General features: G+C 64.3%; 16 protein-coding genes. 10 read left to right on the top strand and 6 right to left on the bottom strand.

Features of this window, described 5'->3' with window-relative positions:
* Positions 1-40: 40 nt before the first annotated feature.
* The 4 genes from BLW02_RS03970 to BLW02_RS03955 all read right to left on the bottom strand — a co-directional run bounded on the left by BLW02_RS03970 (position 41) and on the right by BLW02_RS03955 (position 3,377).
* A complete protein-coding gene (locus BLW02_RS03970) occupies positions 41-427 on the bottom strand; it encodes a TraB/GumN family protein (RefSeq protein WP_092697132.1) in 387 nt (128 codons plus the stop codon).
* A 2-nt stretch (positions 428-429) separates the two neighbouring features.
* On the bottom strand, positions 430-2,193 hold the full coding sequence (locus BLW02_RS03965) for a PhoH family protein (protein WP_092697131.1): 1,764 nt from the start codon (positions 2,191-2,193) through the stop codon (positions 430-432).
* A 182-nt stretch (positions 2,194-2,375) separates the two neighbouring features.
* Positions 2,376-2,861 (bottom strand): peroxiredoxin, encoded by a 486-nt coding sequence (locus BLW02_RS03960; RefSeq protein WP_026436445.1) that lies wholly within the window; start codon positions 2,859-2,861, stop codon positions 2,376-2,378.
* Positions 2,862-2,996: 135 nt separating this feature from the next.
* Entirely contained in the window at positions 2,997-3,377 is a 381-nt protein-coding gene (locus tag BLW02_RS03955; protein ID WP_092697130.1) for an Mth938-like domain-containing protein, read from the bottom strand.
* Between the two features lie 156 nt (positions 3,378-3,533).
* Between BLW02_RS03955 and BLW02_RS03950 the strand changes: the two genes are divergently transcribed.
* The 7 genes from BLW02_RS03950 (at position 3,534) to BLW02_RS03920 (ending at position 10,447) form a co-directional block, all read left to right on the top strand.
* Positions 3,534-4,763, top strand: coding sequence for a pyridoxal phosphate-dependent aminotransferase (locus BLW02_RS03950; protein ID WP_092697129.1), 1,230 nt, complete (start codon positions 3,534-3,536; stop codon positions 4,761-4,763).
* Between the two features lie 69 nt (positions 4,764-4,832).
* Positions 4,833-6,194: a homoserine dehydrogenase gene (locus BLW02_RS03945; RefSeq protein ID WP_092697128.1), complete on the top strand. Its 1,362-nt coding sequence runs from the start codon at positions 4,833-4,835 to the stop codon at positions 6,192-6,194.
* Between the two features lie 13 nt (positions 6,195-6,207).
* Positions 6,208-7,638, top strand: coding sequence for a threonine synthase (gene thrC, locus BLW02_RS03940; RefSeq protein ID WP_092697127.1), 1,431 nt, complete (start codon positions 6,208-6,210; stop codon positions 7,636-7,638).
* 109 nt (positions 7,639-7,747) lie between these two features.
* A complete protein-coding gene (gene mobB, locus BLW02_RS03935) occupies positions 7,748-8,317 on the top strand; it encodes a molybdopterin-guanine dinucleotide biosynthesis protein B (protein WP_092697126.1) in 570 nt (189 codons plus the stop codon).
* Complete coding sequence (locus BLW02_RS03930) at positions 8,314-9,531, top strand: molybdopterin molybdotransferase MoeA (RefSeq protein WP_425285641.1); 1,218 nt, start codon at positions 8,314-8,316, stop codon at positions 9,529-9,531. The genes mobB and BLW02_RS03930 overlap by 4 nt, the downstream gene beginning before the upstream one ends.
* A gap of 79 nt (positions 9,532-9,610) precedes the next feature.
* The gene (moaD, locus tag BLW02_RS03925; RefSeq protein WP_092697124.1) at positions 9,611-9,865 is read left to right on the top strand and encodes a molybdopterin converting factor subunit 1; all 255 of its coding nucleotides are present in this window, start codon (positions 9,611-9,613) and stop codon (positions 9,863-9,865) included.
* A 255-nt stretch (positions 9,866-10,120) separates the two neighbouring features.
* Positions 10,121-10,447 carry a c-type cytochrome gene (locus BLW02_RS03920; RefSeq protein ID WP_092697123.1) on the top strand — a complete coding sequence of 109 codons (327 nt, stop codon included), beginning with the start codon at positions 10,121-10,123 and terminating at the stop codon, positions 10,445-10,447.
* Positions 10,448-10,498: 51 nt separating this feature from the next.
* Here BLW02_RS03920 and BLW02_RS03915 read toward each other — a convergent pair whose 3' ends face one another.
* Both BLW02_RS03915 and BLW02_RS03910 read right to left on the bottom strand, forming a co-directional pair.
* Positions 10,499-10,834: a hypothetical protein gene (locus tag BLW02_RS03915; RefSeq protein ID WP_092697122.1), complete on the bottom strand. Its 336-nt coding sequence runs from the start codon at positions 10,832-10,834 to the stop codon at positions 10,499-10,501.
* Between the two features lie 9 nt (positions 10,835-10,843).
* On the bottom strand, positions 10,844-11,098 hold the full coding sequence (locus BLW02_RS03910; RefSeq protein WP_092697219.1) for a hypothetical protein: 255 nt from the start codon (positions 11,096-11,098) through the stop codon (positions 10,844-10,846).
* A 74-nt stretch (positions 11,099-11,172) separates the two neighbouring features.
* Here BLW02_RS03910 and BLW02_RS03905 point away from each other — a divergent pair, with 74 nt between their 5' ends.
* The 3 genes from BLW02_RS03905 to clpB all read left to right on the top strand — a co-directional run bounded on the left by BLW02_RS03905 (position 11,173) and on the right by clpB (position 14,722).
* On the top strand, positions 11,173-11,403 hold the full coding sequence (locus BLW02_RS03905) for a hypothetical protein (RefSeq protein ID WP_026436456.1): 231 nt from the start codon (positions 11,173-11,175) through the stop codon (positions 11,401-11,403).
* A 26-nt stretch (positions 11,404-11,429) separates the two neighbouring features.
* Complete coding sequence (locus BLW02_RS03900) at positions 11,430-11,906, top strand: molybdenum cofactor biosynthesis protein MoaE (protein ID WP_092697121.1); 477 nt, start codon at positions 11,430-11,432, stop codon at positions 11,904-11,906.
* 209 nt (positions 11,907-12,115) lie between these two features.
* Positions 12,116-14,722, top strand: coding sequence for an ATP-dependent chaperone ClpB (gene clpB / locus BLW02_RS03895; RefSeq protein WP_092697120.1), 2,607 nt, complete (start codon positions 12,116-12,118; stop codon positions 14,720-14,722).
* The last annotated feature ends 82 nt before the right edge of the window (positions 14,723-14,804 follow it).

The raw sequence follows: 14,804 nt of genomic DNA, 5'->3' as shown, positions 1-14,804 counted from the left end.
CAGCTATCAAAATAAAAGCGGTTTGGTGCTGCGAGCGATGCTACGGCCGCAGTGCCCACGCCAGCAGGCCCACGCACAACGTCCCCAGTATGGCGACGGCTGCCGTGAGGCGCCGGTTGCGCAGGCGCAGTGCCTCGACCGCCTGCACCACCTGGGCATGCTGTTCGGCCAGGGACTGGATCAACAGGGCTGATTCCTGCTGCTCCAGTTCTAGCCGCGCCACGCGTTCGCGCAATTGCTGCAGTTGCAGGGTGACCGGGGGAGCGGCTGCGCCGTCCGTATCCGCCAGTTTGCCTGCAGCGGCATCCGCAGTACCTTGGCGCGTGGTGCCCAGCAGCTTCTTGGCTGCCTGCAGGATCTGGGGCGTTGCCTCCAGGACATCGCCCCAGGGAACCAGCTTGAGGGCGGTAACCCAGCCCACCGCCATGCTTACAGCACCTCGCTGGCAAAGTCCGCCAGGCGTGAACGCTCGCCGCGCGCCAGCGTGATGTGGCCGCTGTGCGGCCAGCCCTTGAAGCGGTCCACGGCGTAGGTCAGGCCCGACGAGCCTTCGGTGAGGTAGGGCGTGTCGATCTGCGCCAGGTTGCCCATGCAGATGATCTTGGTGCCGGGGCCGGCGCGGGTGATCAGCGTCTTCATCTGCTTGGGCGTCAGGTTCTGCGCCTCGTCGATGATCACGTACTTGTTCAGGAAGGTGCGCCCGCGCATGAAGTTCATGCTCTTGATCTTGATGCGGCTGCGGATGAGCTCGTTGGTGGCGGCGCGGCCCCATTCGCCGGCGTTGCCGCCGTCGCCCTTGGCCAGGAATTCGAGGTTGTCGTCGAGCGCGCCCATCCAGGGGCCCATTTTTTCCTCTTCGGTGCCGGGCAGAAAGCCGATGTCCTCGCCCACGCTCACGGTGGCGCGGGTCATGATGATTTCGGTGTAGCGGCGGTCGTCCAGCACCTGGGTCAGGCCCGCGGCCAGGGCCAGCAGGGTCTTGCCGGTGCCGGCCGTGCCGGTCAGTGTGACGAAATCGACCTCGGGGTCCATGAGCAGATTCATGGCGTAGTTCTGCTCGCGGTTGCGCGTGGTCACGCCCCACACCGCATGCTTGGCCGAGCCATAGTCCTTGAGCGTCTGCAGCACCGCGGTTTTCTCGCGGATCTCGCTGACCCGGGCAAACATGCTGGGCTCGCCCGGAGCCTCGAAGTACACAAACTGGTTGATCATCAGCTGCGGCACGATGGGGCCGCCAATGCGGTAATAGGTGCTCGCGCCGCTTTGCCAGCTTTCCACGTTCTTGCCGCTCTTGGCCCAGAAGTCGGGGGGCAGGGCCAGCACGCCAGAGTAGAGCAGGTCGCCGTCTTCCAGCGTCTTGTCATTCTGGTAGTCCTCGGCGTTCAGGCCCAGGGCGCGCGCCTTGACGCGCATGTTGATGTCCTTGGACACCAGCACCACTTCGCGCGGGGCGTGCAGCTTGCGCAGCGCTTCCACCACGCCCAGGATCTGGTTGTCGGCCTTGCCTTGCGGCAGGCTGGTGGGCAGGCTGTAATCGAGCGGGGCCGTCTGGAAGAACAGGTGGCCGCCCGCAGCGCGCTGGCCTGTGGAGTCGAGCTTGAGGCCATGCGCAATGTCGGCGCCTTGCACGCCCGCCAGGGCATCCAGGGTGCGGCTGGTCTGGCGGCCGTTGCGGGCCACTTCGGTCATGCCCTTCTTGTGGCCATCCAGCTCTTCCAGCACGATCATGGGCAGGAAGATGTCGTGTTCCTCAAAGCGGAACAGGCTGGTCGGATCGTGCAGCAGCACGTTGGTGTCCAGCACGAACAGCTTCGCAGGGCCCTGCGGTGCCGCCTTTTTGCTGCGGGACGCACCGGCTGCTGCGGGCGCGCTGGCAGTGGTCTTGCTGCCGGGGCTGCGCGAGCCGCGTGTGCTGGCAGAGCTGCGCGCAGCGGGTGCAGGGGCCGTGGCGGGCGTGCGTGCGGGTTCCGGCGTGCGCGACCGGGTCTCGACCTGGATCAGGGCAGGGGCCGCGCCCATTTCGATGGGCGCCCCATCGTTGCGTGCGCTCTTGCGTCCACCCCGGCTGGCGGGGATGGCCACTGTCTCTGGGTCGGGAAGCAGATTTTCGACGGGGCGGGCGCGGGCGCTTGCTTTGTAGGCTTCAGGCGCGAGGAGGGCGGCGCGCCGGCTGGGGGCGGGGGGCAGGGGCATGGTGGCGGGGTCTCGGGCAGTGGGGTGTTCAGAAAGCAAAAAGCCGCCTGGAGACCAAGGCGGCTTTGGAGGGAGAAAAAAGCGTTGCTGATTTCAGAAGCATCGAACCATTATGCCCATTCACCGTGTCGGATTGCGGAAGGCGTCCGCAGTCCGTGTCGGCAGGCTTGCAACGGTGAATTTCAGGCGGCCTTTTTCAGGGCCTTGATGGTCTTGACGGCCTTGAGCACTTCGTCCACGTGGCCCGGCACCTTGAGACCGCGCCATTCGTTGTGCAGAATGCCATCGGGTCCGATCAGGAAGGTGCTGCGCTCGATGCCCTTGACCTTCTTGCCGTACATGATCTTGTTCTTGACCACGCCGAACATGTGGCACATCTTTTCTTCGGTGTCGGCGATCAGCTCAAACGGCAGCTCCAGCTTTTCCTTGAACTCGTCGTGCGACTTCATGTTGTCGCGCGATACGCCGAAAACGGCTGCACCCGCCTTGACGAAGTCCTTGTACCGGTCACGGAACTGCATGGCTTCCGTGGTGCATCCAGGGGTGTTGTCCTTGGGGTAGAAGTACAGAATCACAATCTGGCCGAGGTGGGAGGTGTTGGACACCTTGATTCCACCAGTCGCGTTGGCTTCAAATTCAGGGAGGGGTTTGTTGACAACGATCGCCATGGCACTTCAATCTCTCAGGATGTAGTCGTTGAAAAGCCGGGGGAGCTGGGGTGTTATTGCTTTTGGTGGTGCCCCCGACCGCAACCCGAGATTTTACCCTGAAAACGCCCGAGAACCAAGCTGCCACCCCGCCCCCTAAGACCCTGGCGCTTCCAGAATGAGCGCCGCCACCACGTTGCGGCCTTCGCTGGCAAGAATGTTGTAGGTGCGGCAGGCAGCGGGGGTGTCCATGGTTTCAAGGCCCAGTCGCCGGGCCATCAGCGGCTGCAGCCAGGCGGGTGGCGGAAAGCGGTTGCGTGTGCCGCTGCCAAAGACGATCAGTTCCGCCTCCAGGGTGGCCAGCTGGGCGAAATGCTCGGGTGTCAGGTCTTCAAAGCGGGTGCATGGCCAGGCCAGGCGCAGGCCGCCCGAACCCAGGATGATGCTGGTGGTGATCTTTTCCGTATCCACACCGATCCAGCCGGGGCCGTAGGCACGGATGGTCTGCGCGGTGGAAGGTTCGGGCTGGAATTTCATGCAAGGACGGGGTGGGTGGGCGCGGGCCGTGGGTTGGGGCTTTACGGGGGCGTTGTGGCCTCGGGGTCGCCGGCGATCTGTGGTCAAATTATAGGTTTCGCCAAAGCGCCCGGGCGCTGTCAGGTCTCTGGCTCCATCGCATTCCAACGTCAGCCCATGAAAACCGTCCACAAATCCGCCAAGCTCGCCAACGTCTGCTACGACATCCGGGGCCCCATCATGGACGCGGCCCGGCAGATGGAGGAGGACGGTCACAAGATCATCAAGCTCAACATCGGCAACCTGGCCGTGTTCGGCTTCGATGCCCCCGAGGAAATCCAGCAGGACATGATCCGCAACCTGCCCAATTCGGCAGGCTATTCGGACAGCAAGGGCATCTTTGCGGCGCGCAAGGCCGTGATGCACGAGACACAGAAGCAGGGCATCAAGGGCGTCACGCTGGACGACATCTACCTGGGCAACGGTGCCAGCGAACTCATCGTCATGGCCACCAATGCGCTGCTCGACACCGGCGACGAACTGCTGCTGCCCTCGCCCGACTACCCGCTGTGGACGGCGGCGGCCAGCCTGTCGGGCGGCACGCCCGTGCATTACCTGTGCGATGAAGCCAATGGCTGGATGCCCGACCTCGATGACATCCGCGCGAAGGTCACGCCCCGCACCAAGGGCATTGTTGTCATCAACCCCAACAACCCCACGGGCGCGCTGTACTCCGACGCGCTGCTCAAGGGCATTGTGGCCATCGCCCGCGAGCATGGCCTGGTGATCTTTGCCGACGAGGTGTACGACAAGGTGCTGTACGACGGCGCCAAGCACACGGCCATTGGCTCGCTGAGCGAAGACGTGCTCACGCTCACCTTCAACTCGCTGTCCAAGAGCTACCGCTCGTGCGGTTACCGCGCCGGCTGGCTCGTGGTGTCGGGCGACAAGAAGCCCGCCCGCGATTACATCGAGGGCCTGAACATGCTCTCGAACATGCGCCTGTGCGCCAATGTGCCTGGCCAGTGGGCCGTGCAGACCGCGCTGGGCGGCTACCAGAGCATCAACGAGCTGGTGGGCGAGGGCGGGCGCCTGCGCAAGCAGCGCGACCTGGCCTACCAGCTCATCACCGCCATTCCGGGGGTCACCTGCGTGAAGCCACAGGCTGCCCTGTACATGTTTCCGCGCCTCGATCCGGAGATTTATCCAATCAAGGACGACCAGCAGTTCTTTCTGGAATTGCTGCAGGAAACCAAGGTCATGCTGGTGCAGGGCACGGGCTTCAACTGGGCCTGGCCCGACCATTTCCGCATCGTGTTTTTGCCGCACGAGGATGACCTGCGCGAGGCCATTGGCCGCGTGGCCCGCTTCCTGGAGCAGTACCGCAAGCGGTCTGGCACCAACTGAGACTCTTTTTTGATAGCTGCTTGCGCTGATAGGTAAAGCGCTGCAATCATTTTGACTGGTAAATTTTCCATGAAACCGATCCAAGTAGGCCTGCTGGGCATTGGCACCGTTGGCAGTGGCGTCTTCAACGTGCTGCACCGCAACCAGGAAGAAATCCGCCGCCGCGCCGGCCGGGGCATCGAGATCGCCATGGTGGCCGACCTCGACGTGGAGCGCGCCAGAAAAGTGGTGGGCGAGGGCGTGCAGGTGGTGAACGACGCGCGCGCCGTCATTGCCAATCCCGACATCGACATCGTCATCGAGCTGATCGGCGGCTACGGTGTGGCCAAGGCGCTGGTGCTCGAAGCCATCGCCGCCGGCAAGCATGTGGTCACCGCCAACAAGGCGCTGCTGGCCGTGCATGGCACCGAGATCTTCGCCGCCGCATCGGCCAAGGGCGTGATGGTGGCGTTTGAAGCCGCCGTGGCCGGGGGGATCCCCATCATCAAGGCGCTGCGCGAGGGCCTCACCGCCAACCGCATCCAGTGGCTGGCCGGCATCATCAACGGCACCACCAACTTCATCCTGTCGGAGATGCGCGACAAGGGCCTGGACTTTGCCGTGGTGCTGAAGGAAGCGCAGCGCCTGGGCTACGCCGAGGCCGACCCCACCTTCGACATCGAGGGCGTGGACGCCGCGCACAAGGCCACCATCATGAGTGCCATTGCCTTTGGCATACCGGTGCAGTTCGACAAGGCCTATGTCGAAGGCATCACCCAGCTCAGCGCCACCGACATCAAGTACGCCGAGCAGCTGGGCTACCGCATCAAGCTGCTGGGCATCACCAAGCGCGTGGAAAGAACCGATGCCACCGGCAAAGCCGTCGGGGGCATCGAGCTGCGCGTACACCCCAGCCTGGTGCCTGCCAAGCGCCTGATTGCCAACGTGGAAGGCGCTATGAACGCCGTGGTGGTGCAGGGCGACGCCGTGGGTGCCACGCTGTACTACGGCAAGGGCGCGGGCTCCGAGCCCACGGCCAGTGCCGTGATTGCAGACCTGGTGGACATCACCCGCCTGCACACCGTGGACCCGCTCAATCGCGTGCCGCACCTGGCTTTCCAGCCCCACACCCTCGACCAGGCCATGAGCGAGCTGCCGGTGCTGCCCATGAGTGAAGTGGTCACCAGCTACTACCTGCGCCTGCGCGTAGCCGACCAGGCCGGCGTGCTGGCCAAGGTCACCGGCATCCTGGCTGGCGCCGGCATCAGCATCGACGCCGTGCTGCAGCGCGAGGCCGACGAGGTGGGCGGCGAGGGCTCCACGCAAACCGACCTCATCATCCTCACGCACGACACGCGCGAAGGCACCATGAACGATGCCATCGCCCAGATGCAGCAGCTCCCCACGGTGCTGGCCCCCATCACGCGCATCCGCAAGGAAGAGCTGAATTAAGAGCGAGATTGCCATGCTGTACCTGTCCACGCGCGGCCATCCCGACCGCAAGCATTTCTGCGACATCCTGCTTGAAGGCCTGGCGCCCGATGGCGGGCTGTACCTGCCCGAGCATTACCCGCAGATCGACGATGCCGCCCTCACGCGCCTGCGCAAGGCGTACCAAAGCCAAGGCTACGCCGAGCTGGCGTTCCAGATCCTGTCGCTGTACATCGACGACATTCCCGCCGCCGACCTGAAAGCCCTGTGCGCCAAGACGTACACCGCCGAAGTCTTCGGCACGGGCGAGATCGTGCCCCTGCGCCACCTCGAAGACGGCCTGTGGCTCGAAGCCCTGTCCAATGGCCCCACGCTGGCATTCAAGGACATAGCCATGCAGCTGCTGGGCAATCTGTTCGAATATGAACTCAAGCGCCGGGGCGAAGAGCTCAACATCCTGGGCGCCACCAGCGGCGACACCGGCAGCGCGGCCGAATACGCCATGCGCGGCAAAGAGGGCGTGCGCGTCTTCATGACCAGTCCGCACGGCCGCATGAGCGCGTTCCAGCAGGCGCAGATGTTCAGCCTGCAGGACGAGAACATCCACAACATCGCCATCGAAGGCGTGTTCGACGACTGCCAGGACATCGTCAAGGCGGTCAGCAATGACCTTAACTTCAAGCGCCAGTACAAGATCGGCACGGTCAACTCCATCAACTGGGCGCGCCTCTTGGCGCAGGTGGTGTACTACTTCGCGGGCTACATCCAGGCCACGGAAACGAACGACCAGAAGGTCAGCTTCACCGTGCCCAGCGGCAACTTTGGCAACATCTGCGCCGGCCATGTGGCGCGCTGCATGGGCCTGCCGATTGCCAGGCTGGTGGTGGCCACCAACGAAAACGATGTGCTCGACGAGTTCTTTCGCACCGGCGTGTACCGTGTGCGCGGCAGTGCCGACACGCACGAAACGTCGAGCCCCTCGATGGACATCAGCAAGGCCAGCAACTTCGAGCGTTTCATTTTTGACCTGCTGGGGCGCAATGGCCAGCGCACCAAGGCCTTGTTCAGCGCTGCCTTGCAGACCTATGGCCGCTTCGATCTGAGCGCCGACCCGCTGTTTGCCGATGCCGCCGCCAAATACGGCTTTGAAAGCGGCAGGAGCACGCACGCCGACCGCCTGGCCACGATCAAGGACACCTACCACCGCTTTGGCGTGACCATCGATACCCACACCGCCGATGGCGTGAAGGTGGCGCGCGAGCACCGGGGCGACCCGGCGGTGCCGATGATCGTGCTGGAGACGGCGCTGCCCATCAAGTTTGCCGAAACCATCCAGGAGGCCCTGGGCCATGCGCCCGAGCGGCCCGCCAGGTTTGCCGGCATCGAGGCATTGCCCAAGCGTGTTCAGGTCATGCCGGCCGATGTGGAACGGGTCAAGGCCTACATCGAGCGGCATTGCCAGTGATCCCTGTCGGAAGTGCGGGATATCAGGGTTTTGAGTAAAAAATGCCCCTGGCGATTTTCTGATAAGCGCTGGCAGCTATAAATAGCATAGCTATTCACAGGAGCATTGGATGAAGGTTGTAGGCTTTGCCGGTTTCTCTGGCAGTGGCAAGACCACGCTGGTCGAGCAGCTCATCCCCGAGCTGCGCCTGCGGGGACTGCGGGTGTCGGTGGTCAAGCATGCCCACCACAGTTTCGACATCGACCACCCTGGCAAGGACACTTACCGCCACCGCGAAGCCGGGGCCTTCGAAGTGGTGGCCGCCTCCGACAAGCGCCTGATGCTGGTGCGCGAGTTCGAACAGCCCGCCACGCTCAGCGTGCACCACCTGCTGGCAGAGCTGTACCAGGGCGTGGACTGGGTGCTGGTGGAGGGCTTCAAGGACAGCGATCTGCTCAAGATCGAAGTCTGGCGCGCACCCGAGCCCGGCCGCGCGGCCAAGCCCGTGCGGTACCCCGACGACGACTTTGTGGTCGCCATCGCCACCGACGCCCCGCACAACCTGCCCGTACCCACGCAACGGCCCGTGCTCGACCTCAATGCCCCCGATCAGGTGGTGGACTGGCTGCTGCAGCATGCCGACCGCTTCGACTACCAGTGGGACCTGCACGGAGACCTGTTGCCATGCGTCCCCCAATGAAACCCCTGAAACCGCTGGATGAGGCGCTGGCCGAGCTGCTGGGCCACGCCACACCGCTGGCGGGCACCGACACTGTCACCACTTTTGATGCCGACGGCCGCGTGCTGGCGCAGGGTTGCTCCTCGGTGCTGCAGGTGCCTCCTATCGATAACAGCGCCATGGACGGCTATGCCGTGCGCTGCGCCGATGTAGCGGCGGTGGGGCTTGCGCTGCCCGTGTCTCAGCGCATTGCCGCCGGCAGCGCGGGCGAGCCGCTGCAGGCCGGCACCGCCGCGCGCATCTTCACCGGTGCGCCCGTGCCCGCAGGCGCCGACGCCATCCTGATGCAGGAAGACTGCGAGGCGCTTGCCGACGGCCGAGTGCGCGTCAACGCCGTGCCCCGGCCGGGCCAGTGGATTCGCCGCGCCGGCGAAGACATCACGCGCGGCGCCGTGGTGCTGCAGGCCGGCACCCGCCTCACGCCGGCCGAGCTGGGCCTGGCTGCCAGCATCGGCCTGGCACAACTGCAGGTGGCCCGCCGCCCACGCGTGGCACTGTTCTCCACCGGCGATGAACTGGTCATGCCCGGCGACGTGCCGCCCGAGCAGATGCGCCCCGGCGCCATCTACAACAGCAACCGTTTCTTTCTGCGCGCCATGCTGCTGCGCCTGGGCTGCGAGGTGAGCGATTTCGGCATCGTGCCCGACCGACGCGACGCCACCATAGCCGCCTTGCGCCAAGCCAGTAACGCACACGACCTGATCCTGACCAGCGGCGGCGTGAGCGTGGGCGAGGAAGACCACATCAAGCCCGCCGTCGAATCGCTGGGCACGCTCGATCTGTGGCAGATCGCCATGAAACCCGGCAAGCCGTTCGCCTATGGCCGCGTGGGTGCAGCGCACTTCATGGGCCTGCCCGGCAACCCGGTGTCCAGTTTTCTGACCTTCGCGCTGCTGGTGCGGCCATTTGTGCTGCGGCTGCAGGGCGTGCAGGATGTTGCACCCCAATCCATGGCTGTCCGCGCTGATTTCACCTGGCCCAAGGCCGACAAACGCCGCGAATTCCTGCGCGTGCGGCACAACACCACGGGCGGGCTGGACCTGTTCGACAACCAGAGCTCGGGCGTGCTCACCTCGGCCGCCTGGGGCGATGGCGTGGTGGACAACCCGGCCGGCCAGACGATCGCACCCGGTGATACGGTGCGGTTCATCGCGTTTTCGGAGTTGCTGTCATGAACATGTGCCCCCACACTTCCCACTTCGTGTGCTCGCTGCCCCCCGAGGGGACCGCTTTTCATCTTGGGGCGGCCCAGCGATGAAAAAGATCACAGTGCGCTATTTCGCCTCCATCCGCGAGGCCATCGGCGCGGGGCAAGAGCCGATGCAAACCACGGCCACCACCTTGGGCGCGTTGCGCGACGAGCTCATTGCCCGCGGTGGTGCCCATGCCACCAGCCTTGCACGTGGCCGTGCGGTGCGCATGGCGCTCAACCAGGCCTTGAGCGAAGAGTCGGCGGTTCTGGTCGATGGCGCCGAGGTGGCGTTTTTCCCGCCCGTGACGGGGGGGTAGCCGGGGGAGCCGGATCGGCCAGACCGGCTGTGTTTCGGCACTGTGCCGCCGTTGAATGGTGTGGGCGGTAACCGGGTGCACCATGGCTTGCAGTCTGCTAGCGGCCGCCGCCCCCGAAAGTCGGCCTGCGTATCCCCCTGGGTTGTTTTGACGTATGTCAATACTGCGATGGCATTTGGTTGCGGGCCAATTGACGTGCGGTTGCGTCAGGAATATCTTGCATGTGGCATGTCGCCAAACCGCAAGGGGATATTTATGAAGACGTTCCACCTCCTCGTCGTCGCAGGTTTGCTGGGTATGGGCTTTTCTGCGTGGGCCAACCCCCAGCTCGCTGACGAAAAACAATGCATGCAGTGTCACTCGATCACCAAGGATGGCGCGGGCCCTGCATTCCAGAAGATTGCGGTTCGGTGGAAAGGTGATCGGAGTGCCGAGAAAACCTTGGTGGCCACCATTCGGAAGGGCAGTGACGGCGGGAGCGGTCGGCATTGGGGCATCGCCAAGATGCCCGACGATTCCGAGCGGCCCTTGGTCAGTGAGGCTGAGGCCAAACAGCTCGCCAAATGGATTCTGTCGCTCTGATCGCTGCACGCAGCAACCTGGGGCGCAGGGACGGAGTGGCGGCGCCACCCGTCAGTCGCTCACCGTTGCATCCTTCGCCAGGGCCAGTTCAGGGCACTGCCACGCCAGCAACTCGGCCAGCCGGGTGACGATCCAGGTGGCTTCGGGCACTGACACACCCGATTCCGCCGTGCACAGCCCCGCATGGATGCGCCGCAGGATCTCGGCCTCGGAGGGCGCCTGCACGTGGTACAGCGTCTGGGCGTGTTCCACCAGGTGGCCCGCCAGGTCTTCGCACAGCTCGTAGCGGCTGCGCACTTCATCGGCCTTTTCGGTGAGGCGCCCGCGGGCGTCGGTGTACACCGCCAGGAAGGAGGGCGGCACGTGGATCTGGTTGTCGTCGTCCATGGGCACGGTTCAGTCGGGGGTGAACAGGCGCTCGAATTTGGCCTGGTCGGCCGCCAGCGCGAACGTGACCAGTTGCCCCATCTTCATGTCCGACAGGCGGCAGGCGGCAAACAGCGTGGTCTTGCCGGCCAGTTCCATGGCCGCCAGGTCGATGATGGCGTAGGGGTGGGGCACGAAGACCTGGTACTCGAACACATCGCGGACCGTGTTGCGCGGGGACGGGTAGAGCTTGTACAGATCGGTCTGAATCGTTTGGGTGGCCATGGTAATCAGGTGCAGGGGGTTGCAGTGCGGGTACAGTGCGGGCGAATCGTACAGACAAACCTGTTTCACAATCTATGGCACGCAATAAAAGTGAATGGCCCGCCAAGGTGCTGGCGCTGGTGCGGGGCGGCAACCTGCCCGCCGCCATCGCGCAGATCAAGGTGGCCCCCACCGTGGCGGATGTCACGCGCCTGCAAACCCTGCTGGCCCAATTGCCGCCCTCGCCCGCGCTCGCGCAACTGAACAAGGTGGTGGAGGAAGAGCGCGCATTGCTGGCCGCACCCCGGCTGCACCGCTCGCCGTGAATCTGTCGCATGAAAGTCGTTTTGCCATGAACCTGCCCCGCGTTTCCATCCAGACCGAGGACTTCGACCTGTCCTGTGAAATCGCCGCTCTGCGCCGGGAGAACAAGGGCGTGGGTGCGGTATGCAGTTTCATTGGCACGGTGCGCGACAGGAACGAGGGGGACGCGGTGTCGTCCATGGAGCTGGAGCATTACCCCGGCATGACCGAGAAATCCATCGAAGCCATGGTGGACGAGGCCTTGCGGCGTTTCGACATCCTGGGTGCCCGCGTGATCCACCGCGTCGGGCTGCTCCAGCCGCTCGACCAGATCGTGCTGGTGGCCGTCACCAGCGCGCACCGGGGCCAGAGTTTTCAGGCCTGCGAGTTCCTGATGGACTACCTCAAGACCCAGGCACCGTTCTGGAAGAAGGAAGAAACGCCCCAGGGCGCACGCTGGGTGGATGCGCGCGTGAGCGACGACGCCGCCCTGGCACGCTGGGGCATCACGGCGAGCAATGCCTGAAGCCCTGGGCGTTGTTCGACATGGAGAATTTGGATGAAATTGGCCTTTGATGGCGATTGGTAAAGCGCTGGCAGCTATCAAAAAAGTAGTTTTCAGGGGCGATGGCTTCTGAATGGTGCATTGACACAGCGCAACCGGCAGGCAGGGCACTGCCTTGAAATCAGGCAGCCCCTGCCCCAAGTGCTCTGCAATTCGGAGGACATTGACCCATGCGTCTCGACAAATTCACCACCAAGTTCCATGAAGCCCTGAGCGATGCCCAGAGCATTGCGCTGGGCAACGACCACGCCTACATCGAGCCCGTGCACATGCTCGTGGCCATGCTCCAGCAGGACGACGGCCCCAAGGCGCTGCTGCAGCGGGCGGGCGTCAATGTGCCCGGCCTGCTGGCAGCGGCCGAAGCGGCCGTTAAGCGCCTGCCCCAGGTGCAGGGCCAGGACCAGGTGCAGGTCGGGCCCGAGCTGGGCCGCGTGCTGCAGGCCACCGAAAAAGAGGCCATCAAGCGCGGCGACCAGTTCATCGCCAGCGAGCTGTTTTTGCTGGCCGTGATCGACAGCAAGGGCGAGGCCGCGCGCATCGCCAAGGAAAACGGCCTCACGCGCAAGAGCCTGGAGGCCGCCATTGACGCCGTGCGCGGCGGCCAGAAGATGGACAGCGCCGAGGCCGAGGGCCAGCGCGAGGCCTTGAAGAAATACTGTATCGACCTGACCGAGCGCGCCCGCATCGGCAAGCTCGACCCGGTGATCGGCCGCGACGATGAGATCCGCCGTGCCATCCAGGTGCTGCAGCGCCGCACCAAGAACAACCCCGTGCTCATCGGCGAGCCCGGCGTGGGCAAGACGGCCATCGTCGAGGGGCTGGCCCAGCGCATCGTGGCCGGCGAGGTGCCCGAATCGCTCAAGGGCAAGCGCGTGCTGTCGCTCGACATGGCGGCGCTGCTGGCCGGTGCCAAGTTCCGCGGTGAGTTCGAGGAACGCCTGAAAACCGTGCTCAACGAGCTGGCCAAGGACGAGGGCCAGACCATCGTCTTCATCGACGAACTGCACACCATGGTGGGGGCGGGCAAGGCCGAGGGCGCGATGGACGCCGGCAACATGCTCAAGCCGGCGCTCGCGCGCGGCGAGCTGCACTGCGTGGGCGCGACCACGCTCGACGAGTACCGCAAGTACATCGAGAAAGACGCGGCGCTGGAACGGCGCTTCCAGAAAATCCTGGTGGGCGAGCCCACGGTGGAGGCCACCATTGCCATCCTGCGCGGCCTGCAGGAAAAGTACGAGGTGCACCACGGCGTGGAGATCACCGACCCGGCCATCGTGGCTGCGGCGGAACTCTCGCACCGCTACATCACCGACCGCTTCCTGCCCGACAAGGCGATCGACCTGATTGACGAGGCGGCCAGCAAGATCAAGATCGAGCTCGATTCCAAGCCCGAGGTCATGGACAAATTGGACCGGCGCCTGATCCAGTTGCAGATCGAGCGCGAAGCCGTCAAGCGTGAAAAAGACGAGGCCTCGCAAAAGCGCTTTGAGCTGATCGAGGAAGAAATCGCCTCCCTGCAAAAAGAGATCGCCGACCTCGACGAAATCTGGCAATCCGAAAAGGCCCAGGCCCAGGGCAGCCAGCAGGTGCGCGAGCAGGTCGAGCAGGTCAAGCTGCAGATCGAGGAATTGAAGCGCAAGGGTGACTTCAACAAGGTGGCCGAGCTGCAATACGGCAAGCTGCCCGATCTGGAAAAGCAGCTCAAGGAAGCCCAGGCCAAGGAAGAAGGCAAGGACGGTGCGGCCCAGGCCAACCGTTTGCTGCGCACCCAGGTGGGCGCTGAGGAAATCGCCGAGGTGGTGAGCCGCGCCACCGGCATCCCCGTGGCCAAGATGATGCAGGGCGAAAAAGACAAGTTGCTGCAGATGGAAGCCAAGCTGCACGAGCGCGTGGTGGGCCAGCAGGAGGCCATTGCCGCCGTGGCCAACGCCATCCGCCGTTCGCGCTCGGGCCTGAGCGATCCGAATCGTCCCACGGGCTCGTTCCTGTTTCTCGGCCCCACGGGCGTGGGCAAGACCGAGCTGTGCAAGGCGCTGGCGGGCTTCCTGTTCGACAGCGAGGAACACCTGATCCGCATCGACATGAGCGAGTTCATGGAAAAGCATTCCGTGGCCCGCCTGATCGGCGCGCCGCCCGGCTACGTAGGCTACGAGGAGGGCGGCTACCTCACCGAGGCCGTGCGCCGCAAGCCCTACAGCGTGCTGCTGCTCGACGAGGTGGAAAAGGCCCACCCCGACGTGTTCAACGTGCTGCTGCAGGTGCTGGACGATGGCCGCCTGACCGATGGCCAGGGCCGCACCGTGGACTTCAAGAACACGGTGATCGTGATGACGAGCAACATCGGCTCGCATCTGATCCAGGCCATGGTGGGGCAGGACTCGCAGGACATCAAGGATGCGGTCTGGGGCGAGCTCAAGAACCATTTCCGCCCCGAGTTCTTGAACCGCATCGACGAGACCGTGGTGTTCCATGCGCTCGATGCGCAGCACATTGCATCGATCGCCAAGATCCAGCTGCAGCTGCTGCAAACCCGGCTGGCGAAGATGGACCTGGAGTTGCAGGTGTCCGACGCCGCCTTGGCAGAACTGGCCAAGGTGGGGTTCGATCCGGTGTTTGGTGCGCGGCCGCTCAAGCGGGCGATCCAGCAGCGCATCGAGAACCCGCTGTCCAAACTGCTGCTGGAAGGGCGCTTCCCGCCCAAGAGCGTGATCCCGGTCGATGTCGATCCGGTGCGGGAGCCCGGCATCTTTCACTTCGGCGCATTCGCGTCGGCGTGACAGATGGGATTATGGTGCTATAAATAATATAGCTTCTGGCGATTTATGAATAAGCGCTGGCGGCCTGTTGAATGCAAAGAAC

Origin of the sequence: Acidovorax soli (assembly GCF_900107605.1) — a bacterium.
GTDB classification, from domain to species: Bacteria; Pseudomonadota; Gammaproteobacteria; order Burkholderiales; family Burkholderiaceae_C; genus Acidovorax; species Acidovorax soli.
Note: the sequence above shows the minus strand (reverse complement) of the source record. Positions and strands in the feature narration are given on the sequence as shown.

Excerpts from the sequence above, each read along its gene's own strand:
- BLW02_RS03970 (WP_092697132.1), bottom strand. The coding sequence starts at position 427 with ATGGCGGTGGGCTGGGTTACCGCCCTCAAGCTGGTTCCCTGGGGCGAT.
- BLW02_RS03965 (WP_092697131.1), bottom strand. The coding sequence starts at position 2,193 with ATGCCCCTGCCCCCCGCCCCCAGCCGGCGCGCCGCCCTCCTCGCGCCT.
- BLW02_RS03960 (WP_026436445.1), bottom strand. The coding sequence starts at position 2,861 with ATGGCGATCGTTGTCAACAAACCCCTCCCTGAATTTGAAGCCAACGCG.
- BLW02_RS03955 (WP_092697130.1), bottom strand. The coding sequence starts at position 3,377 with ATGAAATTCCAGCCCGAACCTTCCACCGCGCAGACCATCCGTGCCTAC.
- BLW02_RS03950 (WP_092697129.1), top strand. The coding sequence starts at position 3,534 with ATGAAAACCGTCCACAAATCCGCCAAGCTCGCCAACGTCTGCTACGAC.
- BLW02_RS03945 (WP_092697128.1), top strand. The coding sequence starts at position 4,833 with ATGAAACCGATCCAAGTAGGCCTGCTGGGCATTGGCACCGTTGGCAGT.
- thrC (WP_092697127.1), top strand. The coding sequence starts at position 6,208 with ATGCTGTACCTGTCCACGCGCGGCCATCCCGACCGCAAGCATTTCTGC.
- mobB (WP_092697126.1), top strand. The coding sequence starts at position 7,748 with ATGAAGGTTGTAGGCTTTGCCGGTTTCTCTGGCAGTGGCAAGACCACG.
- BLW02_RS03930 (WP_425285641.1), top strand. The coding sequence starts at position 8,314 with ATGAAACCCCTGAAACCGCTGGATGAGGCGCTGGCCGAGCTGCTGGGC.
- moaD (WP_092697124.1), top strand. The coding sequence starts at position 9,611 with ATGAAAAAGATCACAGTGCGCTATTTCGCCTCCATCCGCGAGGCCATC.
- BLW02_RS03920 (WP_092697123.1), top strand. The coding sequence starts at position 10,121 with ATGAAGACGTTCCACCTCCTCGTCGTCGCAGGTTTGCTGGGTATGGGC.
- BLW02_RS03915 (WP_092697122.1), bottom strand. The coding sequence starts at position 10,834 with ATGGACGACGACAACCAGATCCACGTGCCGCCCTCCTTCCTGGCGGTG.
- BLW02_RS03910 (WP_092697219.1), bottom strand. The coding sequence starts at position 11,098 with ATGGCCACCCAAACGATTCAGACCGATCTGTACAAGCTCTACCCGTCC.
- BLW02_RS03905 (WP_026436456.1), top strand. The coding sequence starts at position 11,173 with ATGGCACGCAATAAAAGTGAATGGCCCGCCAAGGTGCTGGCGCTGGTG.
- BLW02_RS03900 (WP_092697121.1), top strand. The coding sequence starts at position 11,430 with ATGAACCTGCCCCGCGTTTCCATCCAGACCGAGGACTTCGACCTGTCC.
- clpB (WP_092697120.1), top strand. The coding sequence starts at position 12,116 with ATGCGTCTCGACAAATTCACCACCAAGTTCCATGAAGCCCTGAGCGAT.